23 protein-coding genes are annotated in these 22,270 nt (G+C 70.1%); 13 read left to right on the top strand and 10 right to left on the bottom strand.

Features of this window, described 5'->3' with window-relative positions; translation table 11 throughout:
* The first annotated feature begins 48 nt into the window (after nucleotides 1-48).
* Together trxB and trxA are read left to right on the top strand one after the other, a co-directional pair.
* Nucleotides 49-1,059: a thioredoxin-disulfide reductase gene (gene trxB / locus V7S47_RS09140; protein ID WP_090851520.1), complete on the top strand. Its 1,011-nt coding sequence runs from the start codon at nucleotides 49-51 to the stop codon at nucleotides 1,057-1,059.
* Nucleotides 1,060-1,150: 91 nt separating this feature from the next.
* Nucleotides 1,151-1,480, top strand: coding sequence for a thioredoxin (gene trxA, locus V7S47_RS09135; protein ID WP_090851525.1), 330 nt, complete (start codon nucleotides 1,151-1,153; stop codon nucleotides 1,478-1,480).
* Nucleotides 1,481-1,498: 18 nt separating this feature from the next.
* Here the strand turns inward: trxA and V7S47_RS09130 are convergent, their stop codons facing one another.
* A complete protein-coding gene (locus tag V7S47_RS09130; RefSeq protein WP_336561270.1) occupies nucleotides 1,499-2,167 on the bottom strand; it encodes a GNAT family N-acetyltransferase in 669 nt (222 codons plus the stop codon).
* A 64-nt stretch (nucleotides 2,168-2,231) separates the two neighbouring features.
* On the opposite strand from V7S47_RS09130, the gene V7S47_RS09125 reads away from it, so the two are divergent.
* Together V7S47_RS09125 and V7S47_RS09120 are read left to right on the top strand one after the other, a co-directional pair.
* Nucleotides 2,232-3,551 carry an aminotransferase-like domain-containing protein gene (locus tag V7S47_RS09125; protein ID WP_336561269.1) on the top strand — a complete coding sequence of 440 codons (1,320 nt, stop codon included), beginning with the start codon at nucleotides 2,232-2,234 and terminating at the stop codon, nucleotides 3,549-3,551.
* Between the two features lie 33 nt (nucleotides 3,552-3,584).
* Nucleotides 3,585-4,346, top strand: a complete 762-nt coding sequence (locus V7S47_RS09120) for a lysophospholipid acyltransferase family protein (RefSeq protein WP_336561268.1) — start codon at nucleotides 3,585-3,587, stop codon at nucleotides 4,344-4,346.
* Nucleotides 4,347-4,403: 57 nt separating this feature from the next.
* Here the strand turns inward: V7S47_RS09120 and V7S47_RS09115 are convergent, their stop codons facing one another.
* From V7S47_RS09115 to rpmH, 8 genes are all read right to left on the bottom strand, one after another.
* A complete protein-coding gene (locus V7S47_RS09115) occupies nucleotides 4,404-5,357 on the bottom strand; it encodes a ParB/RepB/Spo0J family partition protein (protein WP_336561267.1) in 954 nt (317 codons plus the stop codon).
* Nucleotides 5,354-6,301 (bottom strand): ParA family protein, encoded by a 948-nt coding sequence (locus V7S47_RS09110; protein WP_336561266.1) that lies wholly within the window; start codon nucleotides 6,299-6,301, stop codon nucleotides 5,354-5,356. Before V7S47_RS09110 ends, V7S47_RS09115 begins: the two co-directional genes overlap by 4 nt.
* A 161-nt stretch (nucleotides 6,302-6,462) precedes the next feature.
* Entirely contained in the window at nucleotides 6,463-7,158 is a 696-nt protein-coding gene (rsmG, locus tag V7S47_RS09105) for a 16S rRNA (guanine(527)-N(7))-methyltransferase RsmG (RefSeq protein ID WP_336561265.1), read from the bottom strand.
* A gap of 54 nt (nucleotides 7,159-7,212) precedes the next feature.
* A complete protein-coding gene (locus V7S47_RS09100; protein WP_442945339.1) occupies nucleotides 7,213-7,743 on the bottom strand; it encodes a Jag family protein in 531 nt (176 codons plus the stop codon).
* The gene (gene yidC / locus V7S47_RS09095) at nucleotides 7,740-8,738 is read right to left on the bottom strand and encodes a membrane protein insertase YidC (protein ID WP_442945342.1); all 999 of its coding nucleotides are present in this window, start codon (nucleotides 8,736-8,738) and stop codon (nucleotides 7,740-7,742) included. Before yidC ends, V7S47_RS09100 begins: the two co-directional genes overlap by 4 nt.
* Nucleotides 8,739-8,774: 36 nt before the next feature.
* Complete coding sequence (gene yidD / locus V7S47_RS09090) at nucleotides 8,775-9,041, bottom strand: membrane protein insertion efficiency factor YidD (protein WP_336561263.1); 267 nt, start codon at nucleotides 9,039-9,041, stop codon at nucleotides 8,775-8,777.
* Nucleotides 9,038-9,466: a ribonuclease P protein component gene (rnpA, locus tag V7S47_RS09085; RefSeq protein ID WP_442945338.1), complete on the bottom strand. Its 429-nt coding sequence runs from the start codon at nucleotides 9,464-9,466 to the stop codon at nucleotides 9,038-9,040. Before rnpA ends, yidD begins: the two co-directional genes overlap by 4 nt.
* Complete coding sequence (rpmH, locus tag V7S47_RS09080) at nucleotides 9,405-9,542, bottom strand: 50S ribosomal protein L34 (RefSeq protein WP_336561261.1); 138 nt, start codon at nucleotides 9,540-9,542, stop codon at nucleotides 9,405-9,407. The genes rnpA and rpmH overlap by 62 nt, the downstream gene beginning before the upstream one ends.
* 479 nt (nucleotides 9,543-10,021) lie before the next feature.
* On the opposite strand from rpmH, the gene dnaA reads away from it, so the two are divergent.
* On the top strand, nucleotides 10,022-11,500 hold the full coding sequence (gene dnaA, locus V7S47_RS09075; RefSeq protein WP_336561260.1) for a chromosomal replication initiator protein DnaA: 1,479 nt from the start codon (nucleotides 10,022-10,024) through the stop codon (nucleotides 11,498-11,500).
* On the opposite strand, the gene V7S47_RS09070 is transcribed toward dnaA, so the two are convergent.
* A complete protein-coding gene (locus V7S47_RS09070; protein ID WP_336561259.1) occupies nucleotides 11,475-11,942 on the bottom strand; it encodes a MarR family winged helix-turn-helix transcriptional regulator in 468 nt (155 codons plus the stop codon). The genes dnaA and V7S47_RS09070 overlap by 26 nt on opposite strands.
* A gap of 39 nt (nucleotides 11,943-11,981) precedes the next feature.
* Between V7S47_RS09070 and V7S47_RS09065 the strand changes: the two genes are divergently transcribed.
* From V7S47_RS09065 to V7S47_RS09030, 8 genes are all read left to right on the top strand, one after another.
* Nucleotides 11,982-12,410, top strand: coding sequence for an organic hydroperoxide resistance protein (locus V7S47_RS09065; RefSeq protein ID WP_336561258.1), 429 nt, complete (start codon nucleotides 11,982-11,984; stop codon nucleotides 12,408-12,410).
* 363 nt (nucleotides 12,411-12,773) lie between these two features.
* Nucleotides 12,774-13,913: a DNA polymerase III subunit beta gene (gene dnaN, locus V7S47_RS09060; protein WP_090851565.1), complete on the top strand. Its 1,140-nt coding sequence runs from the start codon at nucleotides 12,774-12,776 to the stop codon at nucleotides 13,911-13,913.
* Nucleotides 13,914-13,969: 56 nt separating this feature from the next.
* Complete coding sequence (gene gnd, locus V7S47_RS09055; protein ID WP_090851569.1) at nucleotides 13,970-14,875, top strand: phosphogluconate dehydrogenase (NAD(+)-dependent, decarboxylating); 906 nt, start codon at nucleotides 13,970-13,972, stop codon at nucleotides 14,873-14,875.
* 6 nt (nucleotides 14,876-14,881) lie between these two features.
* Nucleotides 14,882-16,036, top strand: a complete 1,155-nt coding sequence (recF, locus tag V7S47_RS09050) for a DNA replication/repair protein RecF (RefSeq protein WP_336561257.1) — start codon at nucleotides 14,882-14,884, stop codon at nucleotides 16,034-16,036.
* Nucleotides 16,026-16,565, top strand: a complete 540-nt coding sequence (locus tag V7S47_RS09045; protein WP_090851575.1) for a DUF721 domain-containing protein — start codon at nucleotides 16,026-16,028, stop codon at nucleotides 16,563-16,565. The genes recF and V7S47_RS09045 overlap by 11 nt, the downstream gene beginning before the upstream one ends.
* A 215-nt stretch (nucleotides 16,566-16,780) precedes the next feature.
* Entirely contained in the window at nucleotides 16,781-18,919 is a 2,139-nt protein-coding gene (gene gyrB, locus V7S47_RS09040) for a DNA topoisomerase (ATP-hydrolyzing) subunit B (RefSeq protein ID WP_442945337.1), read from the top strand.
* A gap of 53 nt (nucleotides 18,920-18,972) precedes the next feature.
* Nucleotides 18,973-21,645: a DNA gyrase subunit A gene (gene gyrA, locus V7S47_RS09035; RefSeq protein WP_090851578.1), complete on the top strand. Its 2,673-nt coding sequence runs from the start codon at nucleotides 18,973-18,975 to the stop codon at nucleotides 21,643-21,645.
* Nucleotides 21,642-22,214 (top strand): DUF3566 domain-containing protein, encoded by a 573-nt coding sequence (locus V7S47_RS09030; RefSeq protein WP_090851581.1) that lies wholly within the window; start codon nucleotides 21,642-21,644, stop codon nucleotides 22,212-22,214. Before gyrA ends, V7S47_RS09030 begins: the two co-directional genes overlap by 4 nt.
* Nucleotides 22,215-22,270 lie beyond the last annotated feature (56 nt).

The raw sequence follows: 22,270 nt of genomic DNA, 5'->3' as shown, positions 1-22,270 counted from the left end.
GCCTACGATCGGTTGTCGCAGGAGCAACCACCGACTCGAGAGGACGTCATGTCCGAGACCCGCAACGTGATCATCATCGGCTCCGGGCCGTCCGGCTACACCGCCGCGGTGTACGCCGCACGCGCCAGCCTGCAGCCCCTGGTCTTCGAGGGCTCGGTGACCGCGGGCGGCGCGCTGATGAACACCACGGAGGTCGAGAACTTCCCCGGCTTCCGCGACGGCATCATGGGTCCGGCTCTGATGGACGAGATGCGGGCCCAGGCGGAGCGCTTCGGTGCCGAGCTGGTCGCCGACGACGTGGTCGAGGTCGACCTGACCGGCGACCTCAAGATCGTGAAGACCGCCACCGACACCTACACCGCCCGCGCGGTCGTCCTGGCCACCGGCTCGGGCTACCGCAAGCTGGGCCTGCCCAACGAGGAGGAGCTCTCGGGGCGCGGGGTGTCGTGGTGCGCGACCTGCGACGGCTTCTTCTTCCGCGAGCAGCACATCGCGGTCGTGGGCGGCGGCGACTCCGCCATCGAGGAGGCCACCTTCCTCACCCGCTTCGGCTCGAAGGTCTCCCTGATCGTGCGCCGCGACGAGCTGCGCGCCTCCAAGATCATGCAGGAGCGCGCGTTCGCCGACCCCAAGCTCGAGATCGAGTGGAACTCCGTCGTCGAGACCATCAACGGCTCCGACCGTCTGGAGTCGCTGACCCTGAAGGACACCGTCACCGGCGAGACCCGCGACCTGCCGGCCACCGGCCTGTTCATCGCGATCGGTCACGACCCGCGCTCGGAGCTGCTGGCCGGCCAGGTCGACCTCGACGACGACGGCTACGTCCAGGTCCAGCACCCCTCGACGGCCACCAATCTGCCCGGCGTCTTCGCGGCCGGCGATCTGGTCGACCACCACTACCGGCAGGCCATCACCGCGGCGGGCACGGGCTGCTCGGCCGCGCTCGACGCCGAGCGCTACCTCGCCGAGCTCGATCACTCGGCCCACACGGCCCAGCAGGCGCAGGACGGCGTGGCCGGGTCGGCGCTGTCCGAGCAGGTGCAGACCGCCGGTCTCTGACCGACCGGGTTCGGGGAACATCCTTCCCCGGACCGATGTTCAGGTAGTACAGACTTCCCGTCGCAGCAGTCATCGAGAGAGAGGCACAACCGTGGGCAACATCTCCGCCGTGACCGACGCCGAGTTCGAGGCGCAGGTCCTGAAGTCCGACAAGCCGGTCCTCGTGGACTTCTGGGCCGAGTGGTGCGGTCCGTGCCGCCAGGTCGCCCCGATCCTCGACGAGATCGCCGGCAGCCACGGTGACAAGATCACCTTCTTCAAGATGAACGTCGACGAGAACCCCGTCACGCCGTCGTCGTACCGCGTGACCGGCATCCCGACGATCAACGTCTACCAGGGCGGCGAGGTCGTCCGCACGATCGTCGGCGCCCGCCCGAAGGCCGCGCTGCTCAACGAGCTGTCGGAGTTCATCGGCAACTGACGCCCCCCGGGCGTCCGCTCAGTCCTGAGAGGCCCTCGGCACGCTTCCGCTCACGCGGGAGGGTGTCGGGGGCCTCATCGGTTTCGGCGCCGGCCGGACGACGCCGACGAGCCGCTCCAGGGCGGACTCCACCTCCTCGCGCCAGGTCAGGGCCGTGCGCAGGTCCATCCGCATCCGGGGGGTCGTCGGGTGCGGCCGCTGGGTCTTGAACCCCACGCTGCCGAGGAAGTCGGCGGGCACGGTGCACTGCGCCACCCCGCGCCGGGTGCGGTGGCCGAAGGCCTCGACGGCCGACACCCCGCCGCGCCCGATCAGGTCGCGTGCCATGCCCTGGACCAGGAGCCGGCCCAGGCCGCCCCCGGTGCGCGCGGGATCGACGTACACGGTCGCGAGCAGGATGGCGTCCGGGGACACGGGCGCCGTGGGGAAGCCCGCCGCCCCGGGCAGGAACGCCTCCGGGGCGTAGACCGCCAGGCCGGCGACCTCGTCGTCGACCAGGACCACGCGCCCGCAGGACCCCCACTCGCGCAGCACCTCGCTGAGCCAGGCCTCCTTCTCCTCGGCGGCCTCCTCGGGGCGAACCCGGGACCGGCGTACCGGGTCGAGCTCCCAGAACAGGCAGGTCCGCACCGGGTCGGGCAGGCGGGCGAGGTGGTCGACGGTGAGCCGGACCACCTTGCGGGACATGACACCTCCCAATCCGCGGGCCGCGGGTGCGGACGACCGCTGCATCATTCATGCTAGGGAGATCATGGAGAACACGCCCGCACGTCCGCCCAGCGCCCGGCTCGACTCGTACGTCGACCGCTACGCTGCGCGGACCGCGGGCATGACGGCCTCGGAGATCCGGGCCCTGTTCGCGGTGGCCTCGCGGCCCGAGGTGGTGTCGCTCGCCGGCGGCATGCCCAACATCTCCGGCCTCCCCCTCGACGTGGTCGGCGGCGCGATCGCCGACCTGGTCGCCACCCAGGGTCCGGTCGCGATGCAGTACGGCTCCGGTCAGGGCGTCCCCGAGCTGCGGGAGCAGATCACCGACGTCATGCGGCTCGAGGGCATCGAGGCCCACCCCGACGACGTCGTGGTCACGGTCGGATCCCAGCAGGCGGTCGACCTGGTCACCCGGGTCTTCTGCGACCCCGGCGACGTGGTCATCTGCGAGGCTCCGTCGTACGTCGGCGCGCTGGGGGTCTTCAAGTCCTACCAGTGCGACGTCGTGCACGCCGAGATGGACGCCGACGGTCTGGTCCCGGAGGCGCTGCGGCAGGCGATCGCCGCGGTCAAGGCGGCCGGCAAGACCATCAAGTTCCTCTATACGATCCCGAACTTCCACAACCCCGCCGGCGTGACCCTCGCGGCCGAGCGCCGCACCGAGATCCTGGACATCTGCCGCACCGAAGGCGTCCTGGTCCTGGAGGACAACCCCTACGGCCTCCTCGGCTTCGACCGCGAGCCGATGCGCGCGCTGCGCGCCGACGAGGCCGAGAACGTCATCTACCTGGGCTCCTTCTCCAAGACCTTCGCCCCCGGCTTCCGGGTCGGCTGGGCGCTGGCTCCCCACCCGGTCCGCGAGAAGCTGGTCCTGGCCCAGGAGTCGGCGACGCTCTGCCCGCCCCAGTTCTCGCAGATGGCGGTCTCGGCCTATCTCGCGAAGCACGACTGGCAGGGGCAGATCAAGCAGTTCCGCGAGATGTACCGCGAACGCCGCGACGCCATGGTCTCCTCGCTGGCCGACCTGATGCCCGCCGCCTGCCAGTGGAACGTCCCCTCCGGCGGCTTCTACGTCTGGCTCACCCTCCCCCCGGGCATCGACGCGAAGGGCATGCTCCCGCGCGCGGTGACCGCCCGGGTCGCCTACGTCCCCGGCACCGCCTTCTACGCCGACGGCTTCGGCAGCTCCCACATGCGGCTGTCCTTCTGCTACCCGACCCCGGAGCGCATCCGCGAGGGCGTGCGCCGCCTGGCCGGCGTCCTCGAGGCCGAGATGGAGCTGCGGGCCACCTTCGGCCCCGCGGTCCCCGCGCGTCAGGTCAGACCCCAGGGGTACGACGGCCCCAGCACCGACCTGAGCTGACTCCCCGCGCGTCCAGCGCTGTAGGTTCGGTCCGTGCTGGACCTCACCTATCCCCCGATCATCGTCGCCGCCAAGACCGGTTTCCGGCTCCTCGGCCAGCGCATCGTGCTGAACGGCACCGAGAACGTGCCGCGCTCGGGTGGGGTGATGCTCGCCTTCAACCACATCGGCTACGTGGACTTCGTGTACGGCGGCCTCGCCGCCAACCCGTCGAAGCGCCTGGTGCGCTTCATGGCCAAGCGGGAGATCTTCGACCATCGCATCGGTGGCCCGGTGATGCGGTCGTTCCACCACATCGAGGTCGACCGCGGTGAGGGCCTGAAGTCCTTCAGCACGGCGGTGGACTTCCTGAAGAAGGGCGAGGCGGTCGGCATCTTCCCGGAGGCGACCATCTCGCGCTCCTTCGAGCTGAAGGAGTTCAAGACCGGAGCGACGCGGATCGCCGCCGCGGCCGGCGTTCCACTGCTGCCGGTCGTGCTGTGGGGCACCCAGCGGATGATGACCAAGGACCACCCCCGTGACTTCTCGCGCGGCAAGACCATCGCGATCTCCGTCGGGGAGCCGCTGCACCCGACCGGTGAGGATTCGGTCGCGGAAACCGCTCAGCTCCGCGGGGCGATGAGCCGATTGCTCGACCAGACCATCGCGGACTACCCCAGCGACGAGCAGCCCCCGGGCTCCTGGTGGCTGCCGGCCAGGCTCGGTGGCTCCGCACCGACTCCCGACGAGGCCACCCGCCTCGACGCGGAGGAGAAGCGCCGCCGAGCCGAGAAGCGCCGGGCAGCCAAGGATTGATCTAGTCATTCATCAACAAGCCGATAAGTCGCTTTGTCGACTTATCGGCTTGTTGCTTTAAATGGGCCGGTCGTCCCGATTGCGCGGGTCCATCACGTCCACGATGCGCCGCAGGTCGTCCAGCGAGGCGAACTCGACGGTGATCTTGCCCTTGGTGCGTCCCAGGTCGACCTTCACGCGAGTCTCCAAGCGGTCGGACAGCCGCTCAGCCAGGTCCGCCAGGCCAGGGGCCGTCGGCTTGTTGCGGCGCGAACGGCGCTGGGCGCCGCCGTGCTCGCCGACCGCGACGATCTCCTCGAGGCCACGGACGCTGATCCCCTCGGCCACGACGCGCTGGGCCAGCCGGTCCTGGATCTCGGGGTCCTCCACGGCCAGCAGCGAGCGCGCGTGGCCGGCCGAGAGGACGCCAGCGGCGACTCGTCGCTGAACCTCCGGGCTCAGCCGGAGCAGCCGCAGGGTGTTGCTGATCTGGGGGCGGGAGCGCCCGATCCGACCGGCCAGCTCCTCGTGGGTGCAGCCGAAGTCCTCCAGCAGCTGGGAGTAGGCCGACGCCTCCTCCAGCGGGTTGAGCTGCGAGCGGTGCAGGTTCTCCAGGAGCGCATCCCGGAGCATGTCGGTGTCGTCGGTCTCCCGGACGATCGCGGGGATGGTCTCCCGGCCGGCCTCCTGGGACGCGCGCCAGCGCCGCTCCCCCATGACCAGCTCGTAGGCGTCCGGACCGGAGCGTCGGACCACGATCGGCTGCAGCAGGCCGATCTCCTTGATGGAGTGCACCAGTTCGGCCATCGCCTCCTCGTCGAAGACGGAGCGCGGCTGGACGTGGTTGGGAACGATCTGGCCGATCGGCAGCTCAGCGAAGTAGGCGCCCTCGACCGGGGCCAGGTCGCCGGGCTGTGGCTCCTGGCTCGCGCCCGCTTCGTCCGCCCGGGCCGACGGCGGCGGGGCGGTCGGGATGAGCGACCCGAGGCCACGACCGAGACCGCGGCGCTGCTGGGGACGGCTGGCGTTCACGGGCGGGCTCCCTTGGTGGCGATCTCGCGTGCGGCTTCGAAGTAGCTGAGCGCTCCGGGCGAGCCCGGGTCGTAGGTCATCACCGTCTGGGCGTACGACGGCGCCTCGGAGACCCGCACGGATCGCGGGATCGCGGTCTGCAGGACCTGGTCGCCGAAGTGCTCGCGCACCTCGTCGGCGACCCCGGCAGCCAGCCGCGTCCGTGCGTCGTACATGGTGATCAGGATCGTGGAGACCGCGAGCTCGGGATTGAGGTGGGCCCGGACCATGTCGACGGTCTCGAGGAGCTGACCCAGCCCCTCCAGGGCGTAGTACTCCGCCTGGATCGGGATCATCATCTCGTCGCCGGCGACGAGCGCGTTCAGCGTCAGGAGTCCCAGGGACGGCGGGCAGTCGATGAGCACGTAGTCGTAGCGCTCCTCGCCGATGCTCTCGTCGCCGACCAGGGGGTGTCCGTGCACCGCCCGCCGCAGCCGGCCCTCACGCGCCACGACGCTGACCAGCTCGATCTCCGCGCCGGCGAGGTCGATGGTCGCCGGGACCACGTCGAGGCCGGGCACGTCCGGGCACGGCGTCGTCACGTCGGCGAGCATGGCGCCGTCGACGAGGAGGTCATAGGTCGACGGCACACCCCTCCGGTGCTCGATGTTCAAGGCCGTGGAGGCGTTGCCCTGGGGGTCGAGGTCGATGACCAGCACCTTCTGACCGAGCTGGGCCAGGGCGGCCGCGATGTTGACCGTCGAGGTCGTCTTCCCGACACCCCCCTTCTGGTTCGCCACCACGAAGACCCGGGTCGCGGTGGGTCGGGGCACGGCTCGCCGGTTCGGTCCCGTCTGCCTGGCCATCACGATGTGCTCGGCGGCCCGGGCCAGCGGGGTGCTGTTGTCGGCCAGGTCGGACGCGTACGGCGCCACGTCCCCGGCCGTGCGGATCCGAAAGGTCACGGGTGTCTCCTCGGGCGTTTCACGTGAAACATCGTCCGGCTCGCCCTGTGGAGAACTACCGGCAATCTGTGGATGGGCACGCTCAGAAGGGCGGTCCGGACCGGTGGAAAACTCTCCGGGGGACCGATCCTCCTGGCTACCGTCCGGCGGAACTGGATGGATCACGGGTTCTGCCTTCGCTGGGGTCGACGGGGCTTGCGGCGCGGACGTGCAGTCGGCTTCGGACCCGCGACAGGCGCAAGCGGCCACGATACTTGAGTGGGATTGGCCCACACCACTCGCAGAGCCACCGTGCTGGAGGACAGCACCTCGCCACCCAGCACCCGGACCTCCGGCTCGGCACAGTCCCACCGCTCCAACGCATCTCGTGAGGAAGCAATCTCGTCCTCGACCGACGAGCCCTTCATCGCCACCAACGCGCCCGCGGGCGCCACCAACGGCATCGACCAGTCCAGCAGACGGCCGAGGGGAGCCACCGCCCGCGACGTCACCACGTCGAACACCCTGGTCCCGTGCAGCGAGTCAGCTCGGCCACGCACCACCTCGACGTGATCGAGCGCCAGCTCGTCAACGACCTCCTGCAGGAACGCGGTACGACGCAGCAGCGGCTCGACCAACGTGATCCGCAGGTCCGGCCGGGCGATGGCGACCACGAGGCCCGGCAGGCCAGCACCCGACCCGATGTCGACGACGGACGCGCCCGAGGGGAGAAGCTCGGCCAGCACCGCACAGTTCAGCAAATGCCGATTCCAGAGCCGGGGGGCCTCACGAGGTCCGATCAGGCCACGCACCACACCGTCGGTCGCCAGTCGAGCCGCGTAGGCCTCGGCCAGCGGAAGTCGCTCAGACGAGAACACCCTCCGCGCCACGTCGGGTGCGGAGGGTGTTTCACGTGAAACATCGTCCATCGGTCAGCTCGGCAGGATCACCACGTAGCGGCGCGGCTCGACGCCCTCGGACTCCGAGGAGAGCCCGGCCGCGGCCACAGCATCGTGGACGACCTTCCGCTCGAACGGGGACATGGCCTTCAGGGAGACCGACTCGCCGGAGGTGCGAGCCTCAGCGATCTTCTCGGCCGCCAGCGCCTCCAGCTCGGCGCGCCGCGCAGCACGGAAGCCCGACACGTCGAGCATCAGACGCGAGCGCTCGCCCGTCTCGCGGTAGACCGCGAGCCGCGTCAGCTCCTGCAGCGCGTCGAGGACCTCGCCCCGGTCGCCGACCAGCTGGGAGAGGTCAGCCCCCACGATCGACACCGCCGCCCGGTCGCCCTCGACATCCATGTCCAGGTCGCCGTCCAGGTCCGCGATGTCCAGCAGCTCCTCGAGATAGTCGGCAGCGATGTCGCCCTCCTGCTCGAGGCGGTCGACGCGCTCGTCAGTCGACGGCGTCTCCTGCTCGGTCGACTCCTCCACGGCCGGGGCCTCGGTGATCTCGTCGGTCACGACTCTTCTCCCTTGCTGGGGTTCTTCTGGTTCGGCTTCGCCTGCGCGCTGCCCGGCGGGCGCGTGCCGCCCTGCCGTCGCTGCTGGCGGGTCTGCTTCTTGGGCTGCTGACGGCTCGCCGCCCGCGGCTTCTCCTCGACGGCCGGGGCCTCAGGCTCGGCGACCAGCAGGCCCTTCCGCTCGGCCTTGGCGCGGTCCCGGTCGACCTTGGCCTGGAAGGCCGGCGTACCGGGGGCCGGGTTGTTCCGGATCACGTAGAACTGCTGGCCCATCGTCCACAGGTTCGACGTGGTCCAGTAGAGGAGCACGCCAATCGGGAACGCGACACCACCGAGCCCGAAGGCGACCGGCAGGACGTAGAGCAGCATCTTCTGCTGCTGGGCGTACGGGCCGCTCAGCGCGTCGGCCGGCATGTTCTTGCTCATCAGCTGGCGCTGCGTCGTGAAGGTGGTCGCGGTCATCGCCAGCACCAGGATCAGGGCGAGCACCATCACCGCGCCATCGGGCTCGGAACCCCAGACCCTGGCCTGCCAGAAGCTCTCGGAGATCGGGAAGACCCCGAAGATCTCGGACGCACCGAACTTGCGCGCCAGCTCCTCGGTCAGCAGACCGTGCGCGGTGCCGTTCTTCGCCGCCTGGTCGAGCAGCCGGAAGAGCGCGAAGAAGATCGGCATCTGCAGGAGCAGCGGCAGGCAGGAGGCGAACGGGTTGGTGCCCGTGTCCTTGTAGAGCTTCATCGTCTCCTGGGCGAGACGCTCCCGGTCGTGGCCGTACTTCTTCTGCAGCTCCTTGACCTTCGGCTGGATCAGCTGCATGTTCCGGCTGGACTTGATCTGCTTCACGAACAGCGGGATCAGCAGGATCCGGATCACCAGGGTCAGACCGATGATCGACAGCGCCCAGGAGGCGCCGCCCTCGGGGTCCAGGCCGATCTGCGTGAACAGCCAGTGCCACGAGAGCATGATCGCCGAGATCGCGTAGTACAGCGGCGTCATGATCAGGCTGCCGATGTCGCTGAAGATGCCCACGGATCAGGCTCCTTGCTGGGGTGAGGGTGCGGCCACGCCGGAGCGCGGAGGACGGGTTCGGGAGGGCACCGGGTCGTAGCCACCGGCGGCCCAGGGGTGGCACCGGCCGAGCCGACGCGCCGCGAGCCAGGAGCCCCGGACGCTGCCGTGTTCCTGCACGGCCTCCAGGGCGTACGCCGAGCAGGACGGGTGGTAGCGGCAGACCTGGCCGTACAGCGGGCTGATCACCGCGCGGTAGACACGGAGCAGGGCCACCAGGACGTGCTTCACGACAGCACCCGGCCCAGACAACGCGTCAGGTCCTCACCCAGCTCGTCGTACGACGACGACGCGGCCGCCGGAAGCGCCCGGACCACGAGCACAGCAGAGCCCGGGAGCACAGCGAGGTGCTCCCGGGCCAGGTGTCGAAGACGGCGCTTCACGCGGTTGCGGACGACGGCATTGCCGACGGCCTTGCTCACGACCAGCCCAACTCGGGCCGGCACGCCGCTCTCCTCGGCAGTGCCGAGGTGGACGACGAGGGTCCGCGAACCCGAGCGCCGACCCCTGCTCGCGGCGCGGAACTGGTCCGCATCCGTGAGACGGTGGTCCGGCGACAGCAACGCAGCTCCCGCGAGGACGGCCGGGCGGCCGTCAGATAGCCAGGTTCTTGCGGCCCTTGCGGCGGCGCGTCGACAGGATCGCGCGACCCGCACGGGTGCGCATGCGCAGGCGGAACCCGTGCACCTTGTGGCGACGACGGTTGTTCGGCTGGTACGTACGCTTGCTCACGAGCTTCTCTTTCGGTGGGTGTTCAGGCCTCAGGGCCCGGCGGATCGGCGCTGCCCGTCGACTGCTCGACGACAGGCGATCGACACCGGATGACCGGCCAACGGTACGCGCTGCGATTCCGCAGGGTCAAACCGACGTCGGGCGCCGACGGAGCCAGCGTACGGACCATGCCCCAAGCCTGTGGATGACGGTTTGCCGCAGCGCGAGCGCCCGGGTTAGGTTCGCCGCACCGAGGTTCCCCGCCAGCCAGCGGACACAATCCTCACGAACGCGACTCAGATCAGCCCGCAGATCCGGCAGAACGGCCTCTGAGCAGCGCGAACGTGGAAGATGACTCGCGCCGGCTGCGTCTCGGACACACCTCCCCAACCGAGTGGCCGCCAGGTTCACAGCCTGTGGACAAAGTTGTGGAAACAGACTCGACCGTCGGGCCGCCGGCGTGTCGAGAGCCCCCCACCAGCACAGAGAAAACGGGAACCGTGGACCAGGACATCCAGCACGACGCCGACCCCGCCGCCGACCTCGTCGTGGCCTGGTCCCGCGTCGTCCGGGAGCTCCAGCCCAACCAGCGGGCCTGGCTGCGAGCCAGCGAGCCGGTGACGCTGCACGGCAACACCGCGATCATCGCCGTGCCCAACGACTTCACCCGCGGTCAGCTCGAGGGCCGCCTGCGCGCGCAGCTCGAGGACGCGCTCACGGTCGCCTTCGGCCGCGAGATCCGGATCGCCGTCACCGTGAACCCGCTCCTCGAGGACGCCGCGCCCTCGGTCGCCGACGACGATCTCACCGACGACCAGGAGCCCGAGGCCGCTCTGTCGACCAACGGCGTCGGCCGGTCCGGCCCGAGTCAGGTCGTCTCCGGACAGGGCGAGGTCCTGGCCGACCCGTTGCACGCCGGTCCCACCAAGCCGTCCGCCCTCGAGACGCGACTGAACCCCAAGTACACGTTCGAGACCTTCGTCATCGGCTCGTCCAACCGCTTCCCGCACGCAGCCGCGGTGGCCGTCGCCGAGGCACCTGGCAAGGCCTACAACCCGCTGCTGGTCTACGGCGACTCCGGCCTGGGCAAGACCCACCTGCTGCACGCGATCGGCCACTACGTCCGGAGCCTCTACACCGGCGCGAAGGTGCGCTACGTGTCGAGCGAGGAGTTCACGAACGAGTTCATCAACGCGATCCGCGACGACCGGCAGGACCGGTTCAAGCGGCGCTACCGCGACGTCGACGTCCTGCTGATCGACGACATCCAGTTCCTGGAGGGGAAGACCCAGACCCAGGAGGAGTTCTTCCACACCTTCAACACGCTCCACAACGCCAACAAGCAGATCGTGCTCACGTCCGACCGCGCCCCCAAGCGCCTCGAGGCACTCGAGGACCGGCTCCGCAACCGGTTCGAGTGGGGGTTGATCACCGACGTCCAGCCGCCGGACCTCGAGACCCGCATCGCCATCCTCCGCAAGAAGGCCGCGATGGACCGCCTCACGGCTCCGCCGGACGTCCTGGAGTTCATCGCCTCCAAGATCCAGACCAACATCCGCGAGCTCGAGGGTGCGCTGATCCGGGTCACGGCCTTCGCCAACCTCAACCGCCAGGAGGTCGACATGACCCTGGCCGAGATCGTCCTCAAGGACCTGATCCCCGAGGGCGGCGAGCCCGAGATCACGGCGGCGCTGATCATCGCCCAGACCGCCGCCTACTTCGGTCTCTCCATCGAGGAGCTCACCGGACCCAGCCGTGGGCGACACCTCGTGATGGCGCGTCAGATCGCGATGTACCTCTGCCGCGAGCTGACCGACCTGTCGCTGCCCAAGATCGGCGCCCAGTTCGGCAACCGCGACCACACGACCGTCATGTACGCCGACCGCAAGATCAACCAGCTGCTCGCCGAGCGGCGTGCGGTCTTCAACCAGGTCTCCGAGCTGACCAACCGGGTCAAGATGCAGGCGCGTCAGTCCTAGCGGAGGACCCCAGGTTCTCCAGGAGCACCCCGAGCCGCTCGCGCAGCTCGACCAGCTCCGCCAGCTCCAGACCCATCGCGGCGAACAGACGCGCCGGCACCTCGGCGACCTCTGCCCGCAGCTGCTCGCCCCGCTCCGTGGCCGACACCAGCACGCGCCGCTCGTCCCGCTCGTCGCGTCGCCGTACGACGTGACCGGCCGCCTCGAGCCGTTTCAGCAGGGGCGTGAGCGTCCCCGAGTCCAGCATCAGCCGGTCGCCGAGCTCGCGCACGCTCCGCGGCTCCTCGGCCTCCCACACCGCCAGCATCGTGAGGTACTGCGGGTAGGTCAGCCCGACCTCGGCCAGCAGGTCCGCATAGGCACGCGTGACCGCCCGTGTCGCGGCGTAGAGCGGGAAGCAGACCATGTCGTCCAGCGACAGCTGCGGAGTGGTGGCGGACATGCCCGCATCATACGCTTGCGCAATTCGATTGCGCACAATATGTTTGTGCACATGGAACCTATCTACACCGCCACCGCCGTCGCCACCGGGGACGGCCGCAACGGCCACGTCCACTCGACCGACGACCAGATCGACCTCGACGTCCGCGTCCCGAAGGAGATGGGTGGCGCCGGCGGTGCCACCAACCCCGAGCAGCTCTTCGCCGCGGGGTATGCCGCGTGCTTCCACGGCGCGCTGCGCCTGGTCGCCGGGAAGGCCGGAGCGGACCACTCCGACTCCGAGGTGGTCGCGGACGTCTCCATCGGCGACAACGGCGCCGGGGGATTCCAGCTCGCTGTGGGCCTGGAGATCACGCTGCCGAACGTCGACGCCGACCAGGCGCAGCAGCTGGTCGAGCAGGCGCACCAGGTGTGCCCGTACTCGAACGCGACGCGGGGCAACGTCGAGGTCACTCTCACGGTCGCCTGAGCCTCTCGGGCGACGCCCTCGCCCTGTGGACTTCCTGTGGTGCCACGCCGTGGTTCGTCCACAAGGGCTGGGGAGGAACTACACACTCAGCGACGGCCCGGGCCTGCGTCCACACGCAGGCTCGGGCCGTCCGTCGTTCCTCCACACCCGTTGTGCACAGTCCAGACACCCTCTGACCTGCGAAGATGCCCCCTGTCCACAGATTCCACCCTTGCTCTTACTACGACGTACCTCTAGCCATCACGATCCTCGGTCAACATCCATCCGGGCCCCGACCTGGGGACAACCAGACCGCACCTCCCCCCGCGACCCGCGCCATGGCAGGATGCGCATCCCTGGATCCGAGTCGAAGGACGACACATCGTGAAGTTCCGCGTCGAGCGCGACGTGCTCGCCGATGCCGTTGCCTGGGCCGCGCGCAGCCTGCCGGTCCGGCCGAGCGTCCCCGTCCTGGCCGGCCTGCTGATCGAGGCCGGTGACGAGGGCCTGGTGCTCTCCACCTTCGACTACGAGACGTCGGCGCGAGCCACCCTCAAGGCCGACGTGGCCGAGGACGGCCGGGCCCTGGTCAGCGGACGACTGCTCGCCGACATCTGCCGCAGCCTGCCCGCCAAGCCCGTCGACATGGTCCTCGACGGCTCGCGGGTCTCGCTGACCTGCGGGTCGGCCCGGTTCAGCCTGCAGACCATGCCGGTCGAGGACTACCCGACGCTGCCCGACATGCCGGCCGCGACCGGCACGGTCCAGAGCGACGTCTTCGCCCACGCCGTCGCCCAGGCGGTCACCGCCGCCGGCCGTGACGACATGCTCCCCGTCCTGACCGGCGTCCGGATCGAGATCGACGGCTCGTCGATCTCCCTGCTGGCCACCGACCGCTTCCGGCTCTCGCACCGCGAGCTCGGCTGGGACCCGCGCACGCCCGACGAGGCCGTGGCCGCGCTGGTGCCCGCCAAGGTGCTCGGCGACACGGCCAAGTCGCTCACGGCCGGCTCCGAGGTCACCATCGCGCTGGCCGCGGGCGGATCGGGCGAGGGCATCATCGGCTTCGAGGGCGCGGCCGCCGGCGGCGTGCGCCGTACGACGACGCGGCTCCTCGACGGCGAGTTCCCCAAGGTCCGCAGCCTGTTCCCGTCCGAGCACCTCACGGTCGCGACGGTGAAGAAGTCCGAGCTGGTCGAGTCGGTCAAGCGGGTGGCGCTGGTCGCCGAGCGCAACACCGCGGTCCAGTTGGCCTTCAGCGACGGCGTGCTGACCCTCGACGCCGGCTCCGGCGACGAGGCGCAGGCGTCCGAGTCGATCGAGGCCGACATCAACGGCGAGGACATCACGACGGGCTTCAACCCCCAGTTCCTCCTCGACGGGCTCACCGCCATCGACCAGGAGCAGGTCGAGCTCGCGTTCACGCAGGCCTCCAAGCCGGTGGTGATCAGCGGGGCGACGGCGGAGGGTGCGGACGACCCCGGCTTCCGCTACCTGCTCATGCCGCGCCGCCTGCTCTCCTGACGCTCGAGCACCGGCTCTAGGCTGGTGCCACCGTCCATCCTCAGGAGGAGCACTCGATGCACATCGGACTCGTCGGCCTCGGCAAGATGGGTGGCAACATGCGCACCCGCATGCGTGACGGCGGCGTCACCGTCGTCGGCTTCGACCGCAACCCGGACGTCTCCGACGTCGGCAGCCTCGAGGAGCTGGTCGAGGCCCTCCCCTCGCCCAAGGTGGTCTGGGTGATGGTTCCGGCCGGCGACCCGACCCGCGAGACGGTCCGCCAGCTCGGCGAGCTGCTCGGCGAGGGCGACCTGGTCGTCGACGGCGGCAACTCCAAGTACACCGACGACCAGCTCAACGCCGAGCTCCTCGGTGCGAAGGGGATCGGCTTCGTCGACTGCGGCGTCTCCGGCGGTGTCTGGGGCCTCCAGAACGGCTACGCCCTGATGTGCGGCGGGTCCGACGAGGACGTCGCCAAGGTGCAGCCGGCCTTCGACGCCCTCAAGCCCGACGAGGGCGGCTTCGTGCACGCCGGCAAGAAGCCGGGTGCCGGGCACTTCGCCAAGATGGTCCACAACGGCATCGAGTACGCGATGATGCAGAGCTACGCCGAGGGCTGGGAGCTGCTCGAGAAGGTCGACCTGGTCGACAACGTCACCGAGGTCTTCGACTCCTGGCGCTCCGGCACCGTCATCCGCTCCTGGCTGCTCGACCTCCTGGTCGCGGCCGTGGAGGAGGACCCGCACCTCGACAAGATCGCTGGGTACGCCGAGGACTCCGGCGAGGGCCGGTGGACCGTCGAGGCCGCGATCGAGAACGCCGTCCCGATGCACGTCATCGCGGCGTCCCTCTTCGCCCGGTTCACCTCCCGTCAGGACGACAGTCCTGCGATGAAGGCGATCGCCGCGATGCGCAACCAGTTCGGCGGTCACGCCGTGCACACCGAGCCGCCGGTGGGCGGAGACGCCAACCCCGGCTGACCGGCCGTGCACGTCTCCCACCTCTCCCTGCACGACTTCCGCTCGTACGCCGTCGCGGAGGTCCCGCTCGAGCCGGGCGTCACCGCGTTCATCGGGCGCAACGGGCAGGGCAAGACCAACCTGGTGGAGGCGATCGACTACCTCTCGCGGCTGAGCTCGCACCGGGTCGCGACCGACGCACCCCTGGTGCGGGCCGGTGCCGAGCAGGCCGTGGTCCGCGCGGCCGTCGTACGCGACGGGCGGACGGCGGTCCTCGAGATCGAGCTCAACCCGGGCAGGGCCAACCGGGCCCGGGTCAACAAGTCGCCGCTGCCCCGGGCCCGCGAGCTGGTCGGCCTGGTCCGCACGGTGGTGTTCTCGCCCGAGGACCTCACCCTGGTCAAGGGCGACCCGTCCGACCGGCGGCGGTTCCTCGACGACCTGCTGGTCCTGCGTGCGCCCCGCCTGGCCGGCGTGCGATCCGACTACGACCGGATCCTGCGCCAGCGCAACTCGCTGCTGAAGACCGCCGGCGCGGCCCGGCGCGGGAGCTCGTCGCAGGAGGGCGCTCTCTCGACCCTGGGCGTCTGGGACGACCACCTCGCCCGTACCGGCGCCGAACTGCTGGCCGAGCGACTGTCCCTGGTCGAGGCGCTGCGGCCCTACGTCGGCAAGGCCTACGAGACCGTCGCCCGCGGCGCGACCCGCGACGACGCCGAGATCGAGTACCGGCCGTCGTGCGACCTCGGCGGAGCCACGGATCGCGAGGCCCTCGCGGGGGTGCTGCTCGCCGAGGTTGAGCGCCGGCGCAAGGACGAGCTGGACCGCGGGATCTCGCTGGTCGGCCCGCACCGCGACGACCTGCTGCTGACGATCGGTCACGGACCGGGCGAGGGAGCGCTGCCGGTCAAGGGCTACGCCTCGCACGGTGAGTCCTGGTCCTTCGCGCTGGCCCTGCGGCTGGCGTCGTACGACCTGCTGCGCGCCGACGGCGACGACCCGATCCTGATCCTGGACGACGTCTTCGCCGAGCTCGACACCGAGCGACGCGCGCAGCTGGCCGAGCTCGTCGCGGGTGCGGAGCAGGTGCTGGTCACCGCGGCCGTCGCCGACGACGTCCCGCCGGCCCTGGCCGGGGCGCGCTTCCTGGTCAAGGGCGGCGAGGTCACCCGTGAGCAGTGACGACGACGCTCCGGAGGAGGCGGTCGAGCCCGAGCGCCGCGACGACGGCCTCGACCTGGCCAAGGCGTTCACCCGGGCCAACGCCCGCTCAGGCGGCCCGGCCCGGCGCAAGCCCCGGACCGGTCCCCGTCGGGCCACCGGCAGCCGGGTGTCCGGCTCACACCCCGACGAGCGCGACCCGCAGCTGCTCGACGCCACCCTCGGCCGGCTGGTCCGCGACCACGGGTGGGAGCTCGACCTGCGGATGCAGGGGGTCTTCGGCCGCTGGGCCGAGCTGGTCGGTGACGAGGTGGCGGCCCACTGCACGCCCGAGACGTTCGCCGACGGCAAGCTCGTGGTCCGCACCGACTCGACCGCCTGGGCGACCCAGCTGAAGCTGCTGGCCCCCACCGTCGTACGCCGGCTCAACGAGCAGCTGGGGCACGGCACGGTGGCCCTGATCGACGTCCTCGGACCGAACCTGCCGACCTGGAAGAAGGGTCCCCGGTCGGCGCGGGACGGCCGCGGGCCCCGCGACACCTACGGCTGAGCCCGGATCGGGCCGACGGGGCGATCTGCGGGCGCCTCGGGCGTACCGGGACCCACCCGACCCCCTCCCGAGCCGTCTCGGACGCCCGCAGGGGGCGCTCACGGGACGATTTCCTCCACAGACACCCCCCTGTGGGGGTGCAGACCGTGGAATCAGGCCTTCTGGGGGCTATCATGGAGGTCGGCCGCCACGCATTCACGCACGCGGCCTTCTCCATGTCACGACCGTCCGCAGAAGAGGTGCGCGTGAGCGACGTCAACCCGGTCCAGCCCGACGAGACCCCCACCGCACCGCCCCCCGTCTCCTCCTCCCGCGTCGACAGCGAGTACGACGCCTCCGCGATCCAGGTCCTCGAGGGCCTGGAGGCGGTCCGCAAGCGCCCGGGCATGTACATCGGCTCGACCGGCGAGCGCGGCCTGCACCACCTGATCTGGGAGATCGTGGACAACGCGGTCGACGAGGCGCTGGCCGGCCACTGCGACCGGATCGTCATCACCCTGACCGAGGACGGCGCGATCCGCGTCTCCGACAACGGCCGCGGCATCCCGACCGACACCGCGCCCGGCCAGGAGATGCCCGCCGTCACGATGGCCCTGACCCTGCTCCACGCGGGCGGCAAGTTCGGCGGCGGCGGCTACAAGGTCTCCGGCGGTCTGCACGGCGTCGGCGTCTCGGTCGTCAACGCGCTGTCCGACCACCTCATCGTCGAGGTGAAGAACCGCGGCCACCTGTGGCGCCAGGCCTTCAGCCTGGGCGTGCCGGACGCCGACCTCGAGCAGGTCCGCCCGCTGGAGCCCGGCGAGGAGAGCGGCACCACGGTCACCTACTGGGCCTCGCCGACGATCTTCGAGACGACGACGTACTCGCTCGAGACGATCACCCACCGGATCCGCGAGATGGCCTTCCTCAACAAGGGTCTCGAGATCGTCGTCCGCGACGACCGCCCGGCGGCCGGCGACATCGCCGAGGCCGTCGCCGACTCGACCATCGACCCCGAGGTCGACGGCGGGCCGACCGGGATCAAGAAGGGCGAGGGCGGCGGCCTCGAGCAGGTCTTCAAGTTCGACCGCGGCCTGGTCGACTTCGTCGAGCACCTCAACCGCAGCAAGCAGATCGCGAACCCGACGGTCATCTCCTTCGAGGCCGAGACCCCGGAGTCGCAGGAGAACCACATGTCGCTCGAGGTGGCGATGCAGTGGAACACCTCGTTCACCGAGTCGGTGCACACCTTCGCCAACACCATCAACACCCACGAGGGCGGCACCCACGAGGAGGGCTTCCGCGCGGCCCTGACCTCACTGGTCAACAACTGGGGCGGCGTGTGGGGCTTGATGAAGAAGCCCGAGGACCGGGTCACGGGCGACGACATCCGCGAGGGCCTGACCGCGATCATCTCGATCAAGCTCGGCGAGCCGCAGTTCGAGGGCCAGACCAAGACCAAGCTCGGCAACACCGAGGCCAAGGGCTTCGTCCAGCGCCTGGTCAACGACCAGCTCGGCGCCTGGTTCGAGGAGAACCCGGCCGAGGGCAAGGACATCGTCCGCAAGAGCCAGGCCGCGGCCCAGGCCCGGATCGCGGCCCGCAAGGCCCGCGACCTGGCCCGCGGGCGCAAGGGACTGCTCGGCGGCGGCGGCCTGCCCGGCAAGCTGTCGGACTGCCAGTCGACCAACCCCGCCGAGTGCGAGGTCTTCATCGTCGAGGGCGACTCGGCCGGCGGCTCGGCCCGTCAGGGCCGCGACCCGCGCATTCAGGCGATCCTCCCGATCCGCGGCAAGATCCTGAACGTCGAGAAGGCGCGCATCGACAAGGTCCTGGGCAACCAGGAGGTGCAGTCGATCATCTCCGCGCTGGGCACCGGCATCCAGGAGGAGTTCAACGAGGAGAAGCTGCGCTACCACAAGGTGGTGCTGATGGCCGACGCCGACGTCGACGGCCACCACATCAACACCCTGCTGCTGACGCTGCTCTTCCGCTTCATGCGCCCGCTCATCGAGCACGGCTACGTCTACATGGCCCAGCCCCCGCTCTACCGGCTGCGCTGGAACAAGCCGGCCGAGCACGAGTTCGTCTACTCCGACGCCGAGCGCGACGCGCTGCTGCGCGACGGCCAGGCCGCCGGCAAGAAGCTGCCCAAGGAGAACCCGGTCCAGCGCTACAAGGGTCTCGGCGAGATGAACGCCAAGGAGCTGTGGGAGACCACGATGGACCCCGACCAGCGGCTGATGCTGCAGGTCACCCTGGACGACGCGGCGCACGCCGACGAGATCTTCTCGATCCTGATGGGCGAGGACGTCGAGCAGCGCCGCTCCTTCATCCAGCGCAACGCCAAGGACGTTCGATTCCTGGATATCTAGCTCTCTAGCGAGATCCCTAGATTCCAGTAGAGCCGACGAGAGAGACCGAGAACGTGACTGAGACCCCCACCCCCGGCGGCCGGATCGAGCCGGTCGAGCTGCAGACCTCGATGCAGCGCGCCTACATCGACTACGCGATGGCCGTCATCGTCGGTCGCGCGCTGCCCGACGTACGCGACGGGCTCAAGCCGGTGCACCGCCGCGTGCTCTACGCGATGTACGACGGGGGCTACCGCCCCGACCGCGGCTTCTCGAAGTGCTCGCGCGTCGTCGGCGATGTCATGGGTCAGTACCACCCGCACGGCGACACCGCGATCTACGACACCCTGGTCCGCCTCGCCCAGCCCTGGGTGATGCGCGCGCCGATGATCCAGGGCCAGGGCAACTTCGGCTCGCCGGGCAACGACGCCGCCGCAGCCATGCGGTACACCGAGTGCCGGATGGCCCCGCTGGCCCTCGAGATGGTCCGCGACATCGACAAGGAGACCGTCGACTTCCAGCCCAACTACGACGGCCGCTCGCAGGAGCCGGTCGTCCTCCCGTCGCGGATCCCCAACCTGCTGGTCAACGGCTCGGCCGGCATCGCCGTCGGCATGGCCACCAACATCCCGCCGCACAACCTGCGCGAGGTGGCCGAGGGCGCGACCTGGGCCCTCGAGCACCCCGACGCGACCCGCGAGGAGCTGCAGGACGCGCTCATCGAGCGGATCAAGGGCCCCGACTTCCCGAACGGCGCCCTGATCACCGGCCACACCGGCATCGAGCAGGCCTACCGCACCGGCCGCGGCTCGATCACCCAGCGCGCGGTGATCGAGGTCGACGAGGACAGCAAGGGCCGCACCTGCCTGGTCATCACCGAGCTGCCCTACATGGTCAACCCGGACAACCTGGCGCTGAAGATCGCCGAGCTCGCCGACACCGGCCGGGTGCAGGGCATCTCCGACGTCCGTGACGACACCTCCGACCGCACCGGGCAGCGCCTGGTGGTCGTGCTGAAGCGCGACGCCGTCGCCCGGGTGGTCCTCAACAACCTGCTCAAGCACACCGAGCTGCAGACCAACTTCAGCGCCAACATGCTGGCCCTGGTCGACGGCGTCCCGCGGACGCTGTCGATCGACCAGTTCATCTCCAACTGGGTCACCCACCAGCTCGAGGTCGTGCGCCGTCGTACGGAGTTCCTGCTCCGCAAGGCCGAGGAGCGCGCCCACATCCTGCGTGGGCTCGTCAAGGCGCTCGACGCCCTCGACGAGGTCATCGCCCTGATCCGGCGCTCGCCCGACGTGGCCGAGGCCCGCGTCGGCCTGATGCAGCTGCTCGAGATCGACGAGCTGCAGGCGACCGCCATCCTCGACATGCAGCTGCGGCAGCTCGCCGCCCTGCAGCGCCAGAAGATCATCGACGAGCTCGCCGAGATCGAGCTGCAGATCGCCGACTACGAGGACATCCTGGCCAACGTGTCGCGCCAGCGGCAGATCGTGGTCACCGAGCTGGGCGAGATCGTCGAGAAGTACGGCGACGACCGCCGCACGCAGATCATCGCGGCCGACGGGGACCTCTCGATGGAGGACCTGATCCCCGACGAGGACCTCGTCGTCTCGATCACCCGCGGCGGCTACGCCAAGCGCACCCGGGCCGACCAGTACCGCACCCAGAAGCGGGGCGGCAAGGGCGTACGCGGCGCGACCCTGCGCGGCGACGACGTGGTCGAGCACTTCATCTCGACCACCAACCACCACTGGCTGCTGTTCTTCACCACCGCCGGGCGGGTCTACCGCACCAAGGCCTACAACCTCCCCGAGGCGTCGCGGGACGCGAAGGGCGGGCACGTGGCCGGCCTGCTGAGCTTCCAGCCGGACGAGAACATCGCCCAGGTGCTGGCCATCCGCGACTACGAGCAGGCGCCGTACCTCGTCCTGGCGACGCGCAGCGGCCTGGTCAAGAAGACCCGCCTCGGCGACTACAACAGCCCGCGGCAGGCCGGTGTCATCGCGATCAACTTCCGCGAGGAGGACGACGTGCTGATCGGGGCCGAGCTGGTCAGCGGTGACGACGACATCCTCCTGGTCTCCCGCAAGGGCCAGGCCATCCGGTTCCGTGCCGACGACGGCCAGCTGCGCCCGATGGGTCGCGCGACCTCGGGCGTCACGGGCATGAAGTTCAAGAGCCCCGAGGACTCCGTGCTCTCCATGTCGGTGATCCGCGCGGCCCAGGTCGCGGCCGAGGAGGCCGCCGGGCTCAGCGAGGAGACCGAGGACTCCGCCGACGTCGAGGCGACCAGCGAGCAGGTCGCCGAGGTGAAGCCGCAGTACGTCTTCACCATCACCGACGGTGGCTTCGCCAAGCGCAGCCGGATCAGCGAGTACCGCATCACCGGTCGCGGCGGGCTCGGCGTCAAGGCGATGACCCTGGCCAACGAGGACCGTGGCGGCCTGGTCGGCGCCTTCATCGTCGAGGACGGCGACGAGGTCCTGTCGATCACCCAGGCCGGCCAGGTGGTCCGCAGCCCGATCAACGCGGACTTCCGCCCGACCGGCCGCTCGACCCAGGGCGTGCGCTTCGTGACGCCCAAGGGCAAGGACTCCGTCGCGGTCGTCGCCCGATCGGTCGAGGCCAAGGTCGACGAGGCCGAGGAGGAGGACGCGCTCGCTGAGTCGTCCGATGTGGACGCGGATGCAACAATCGATGCGACCACGACGACGGACCAGCCCGGGGATGAGGACGCATGACGGACCGTTCAGCCGAACGCGCCCCGGCGCGACCGGCCCGTGACGCGGGCCGCGAGCGCTCCAGCGACGAGACCGCCGTACGACCGCCCCTGAAGGAGCGGGTCCAGGCCAAGCTCGGCAGCGCGGCTGACGAGCACAAGGCGAATTCCGCGCCGGAGTCGACCAAGGCGGCGAAGAAGGCCGCCCGGGGCGGGCGTCCGCCGCGGCGGGCCCGGCTCCGTCTGACCCGGATCGACCCGTGGTCGGTGATGAAGACGTCGTTCCTGCTCTCGATCGCCTTCGGCATCGTCACGATCGTGTCGGTGCTGATGGTCTGGAGCGTGCTCGACGCCGCCGGTGTCTGGGACTCGATCAACACCTCGGTCCGCGACATCCTCGGCGGCGACACCGCCCAGGACTTCGACGTCGAGAACTACGTCGGCACCTCGCGCGTCGTCGGCTTCACGATGCTGATCGCCGTGGTCGACGTGGTGCTGCTGACCGCGATCGCGACTCTCGGGGCCTTCCTCTACAACATGGCCGCGGCCCTCCTGGGCGGCATCGAAGTCACCCTGGCCGAGGACAACTGACCTGCGGCTTCCTCGTTTTGTCGGGCTCCTCAGGGGTGGGGTAGTGTCACCCCTCG

It is taken from the genome of Nocardioides sp. CCNWLW216 (assembly GCF_037120545.1).
Classification (GTDB): domain Bacteria; phylum Actinomycetota; class Actinomycetes; order Propionibacteriales; family Nocardioidaceae; genus Nocardioides; species Nocardioides lianchengensis.
The sequence above is the reverse complement of the archived record's forward strand: the minus strand, read 5'-3'. Positions and strand labels throughout refer to the sequence as shown.

Coding starts and splice junctions, on each gene's coding strand:
- V7S47_RS09065 (WP_336561258.1), top strand. CDS start 11,982: ATGTTTGTGCACATGGAACCTATCTACACCGCCACCGCCGTCGCCACC.
- V7S47_RS09070 (WP_336561259.1), bottom strand. CDS start 11,942: ATGTCCGCCACCACTCCGCAGCTGTCGCTGGACGACATGGTCTGCTTC.
- V7S47_RS09030 (WP_090851581.1), top strand. CDS start 21,642: ATGACGGACCGTTCAGCCGAACGCGCCCCGGCGCGACCGGCCCGTGAC.
- gyrB (WP_442945337.1), top strand. CDS start 16,781: ATGTCACGACCGTCCGCAGAAGAGGTGCGCGTGAGCGACGTCAACCCG.
- V7S47_RS09130 (WP_336561270.1), bottom strand. CDS start 2,167: ATGTCCCGCAAGGTGGTCCGGCTCACCGTCGACCACCTCGCCCGCCTG.
- gnd (WP_090851569.1), top strand. CDS start 13,970: ATGCACATCGGACTCGTCGGCCTCGGCAAGATGGGTGGCAACATGCGC.
- trxB (WP_090851520.1), top strand. CDS start 49: ATGTCCGAGACCCGCAACGTGATCATCATCGGCTCCGGGCCGTCCGGC.
- yidC (WP_442945342.1), bottom strand. CDS start 8,738: ATGACGCCGCTGTACTACGCGATCTCGGCGATCATGCTCTCGTGGCAC.
- V7S47_RS09125 (WP_336561269.1), top strand. CDS start 2,232: ATGGAGAACACGCCCGCACGTCCGCCCAGCGCCCGGCTCGACTCGTAC.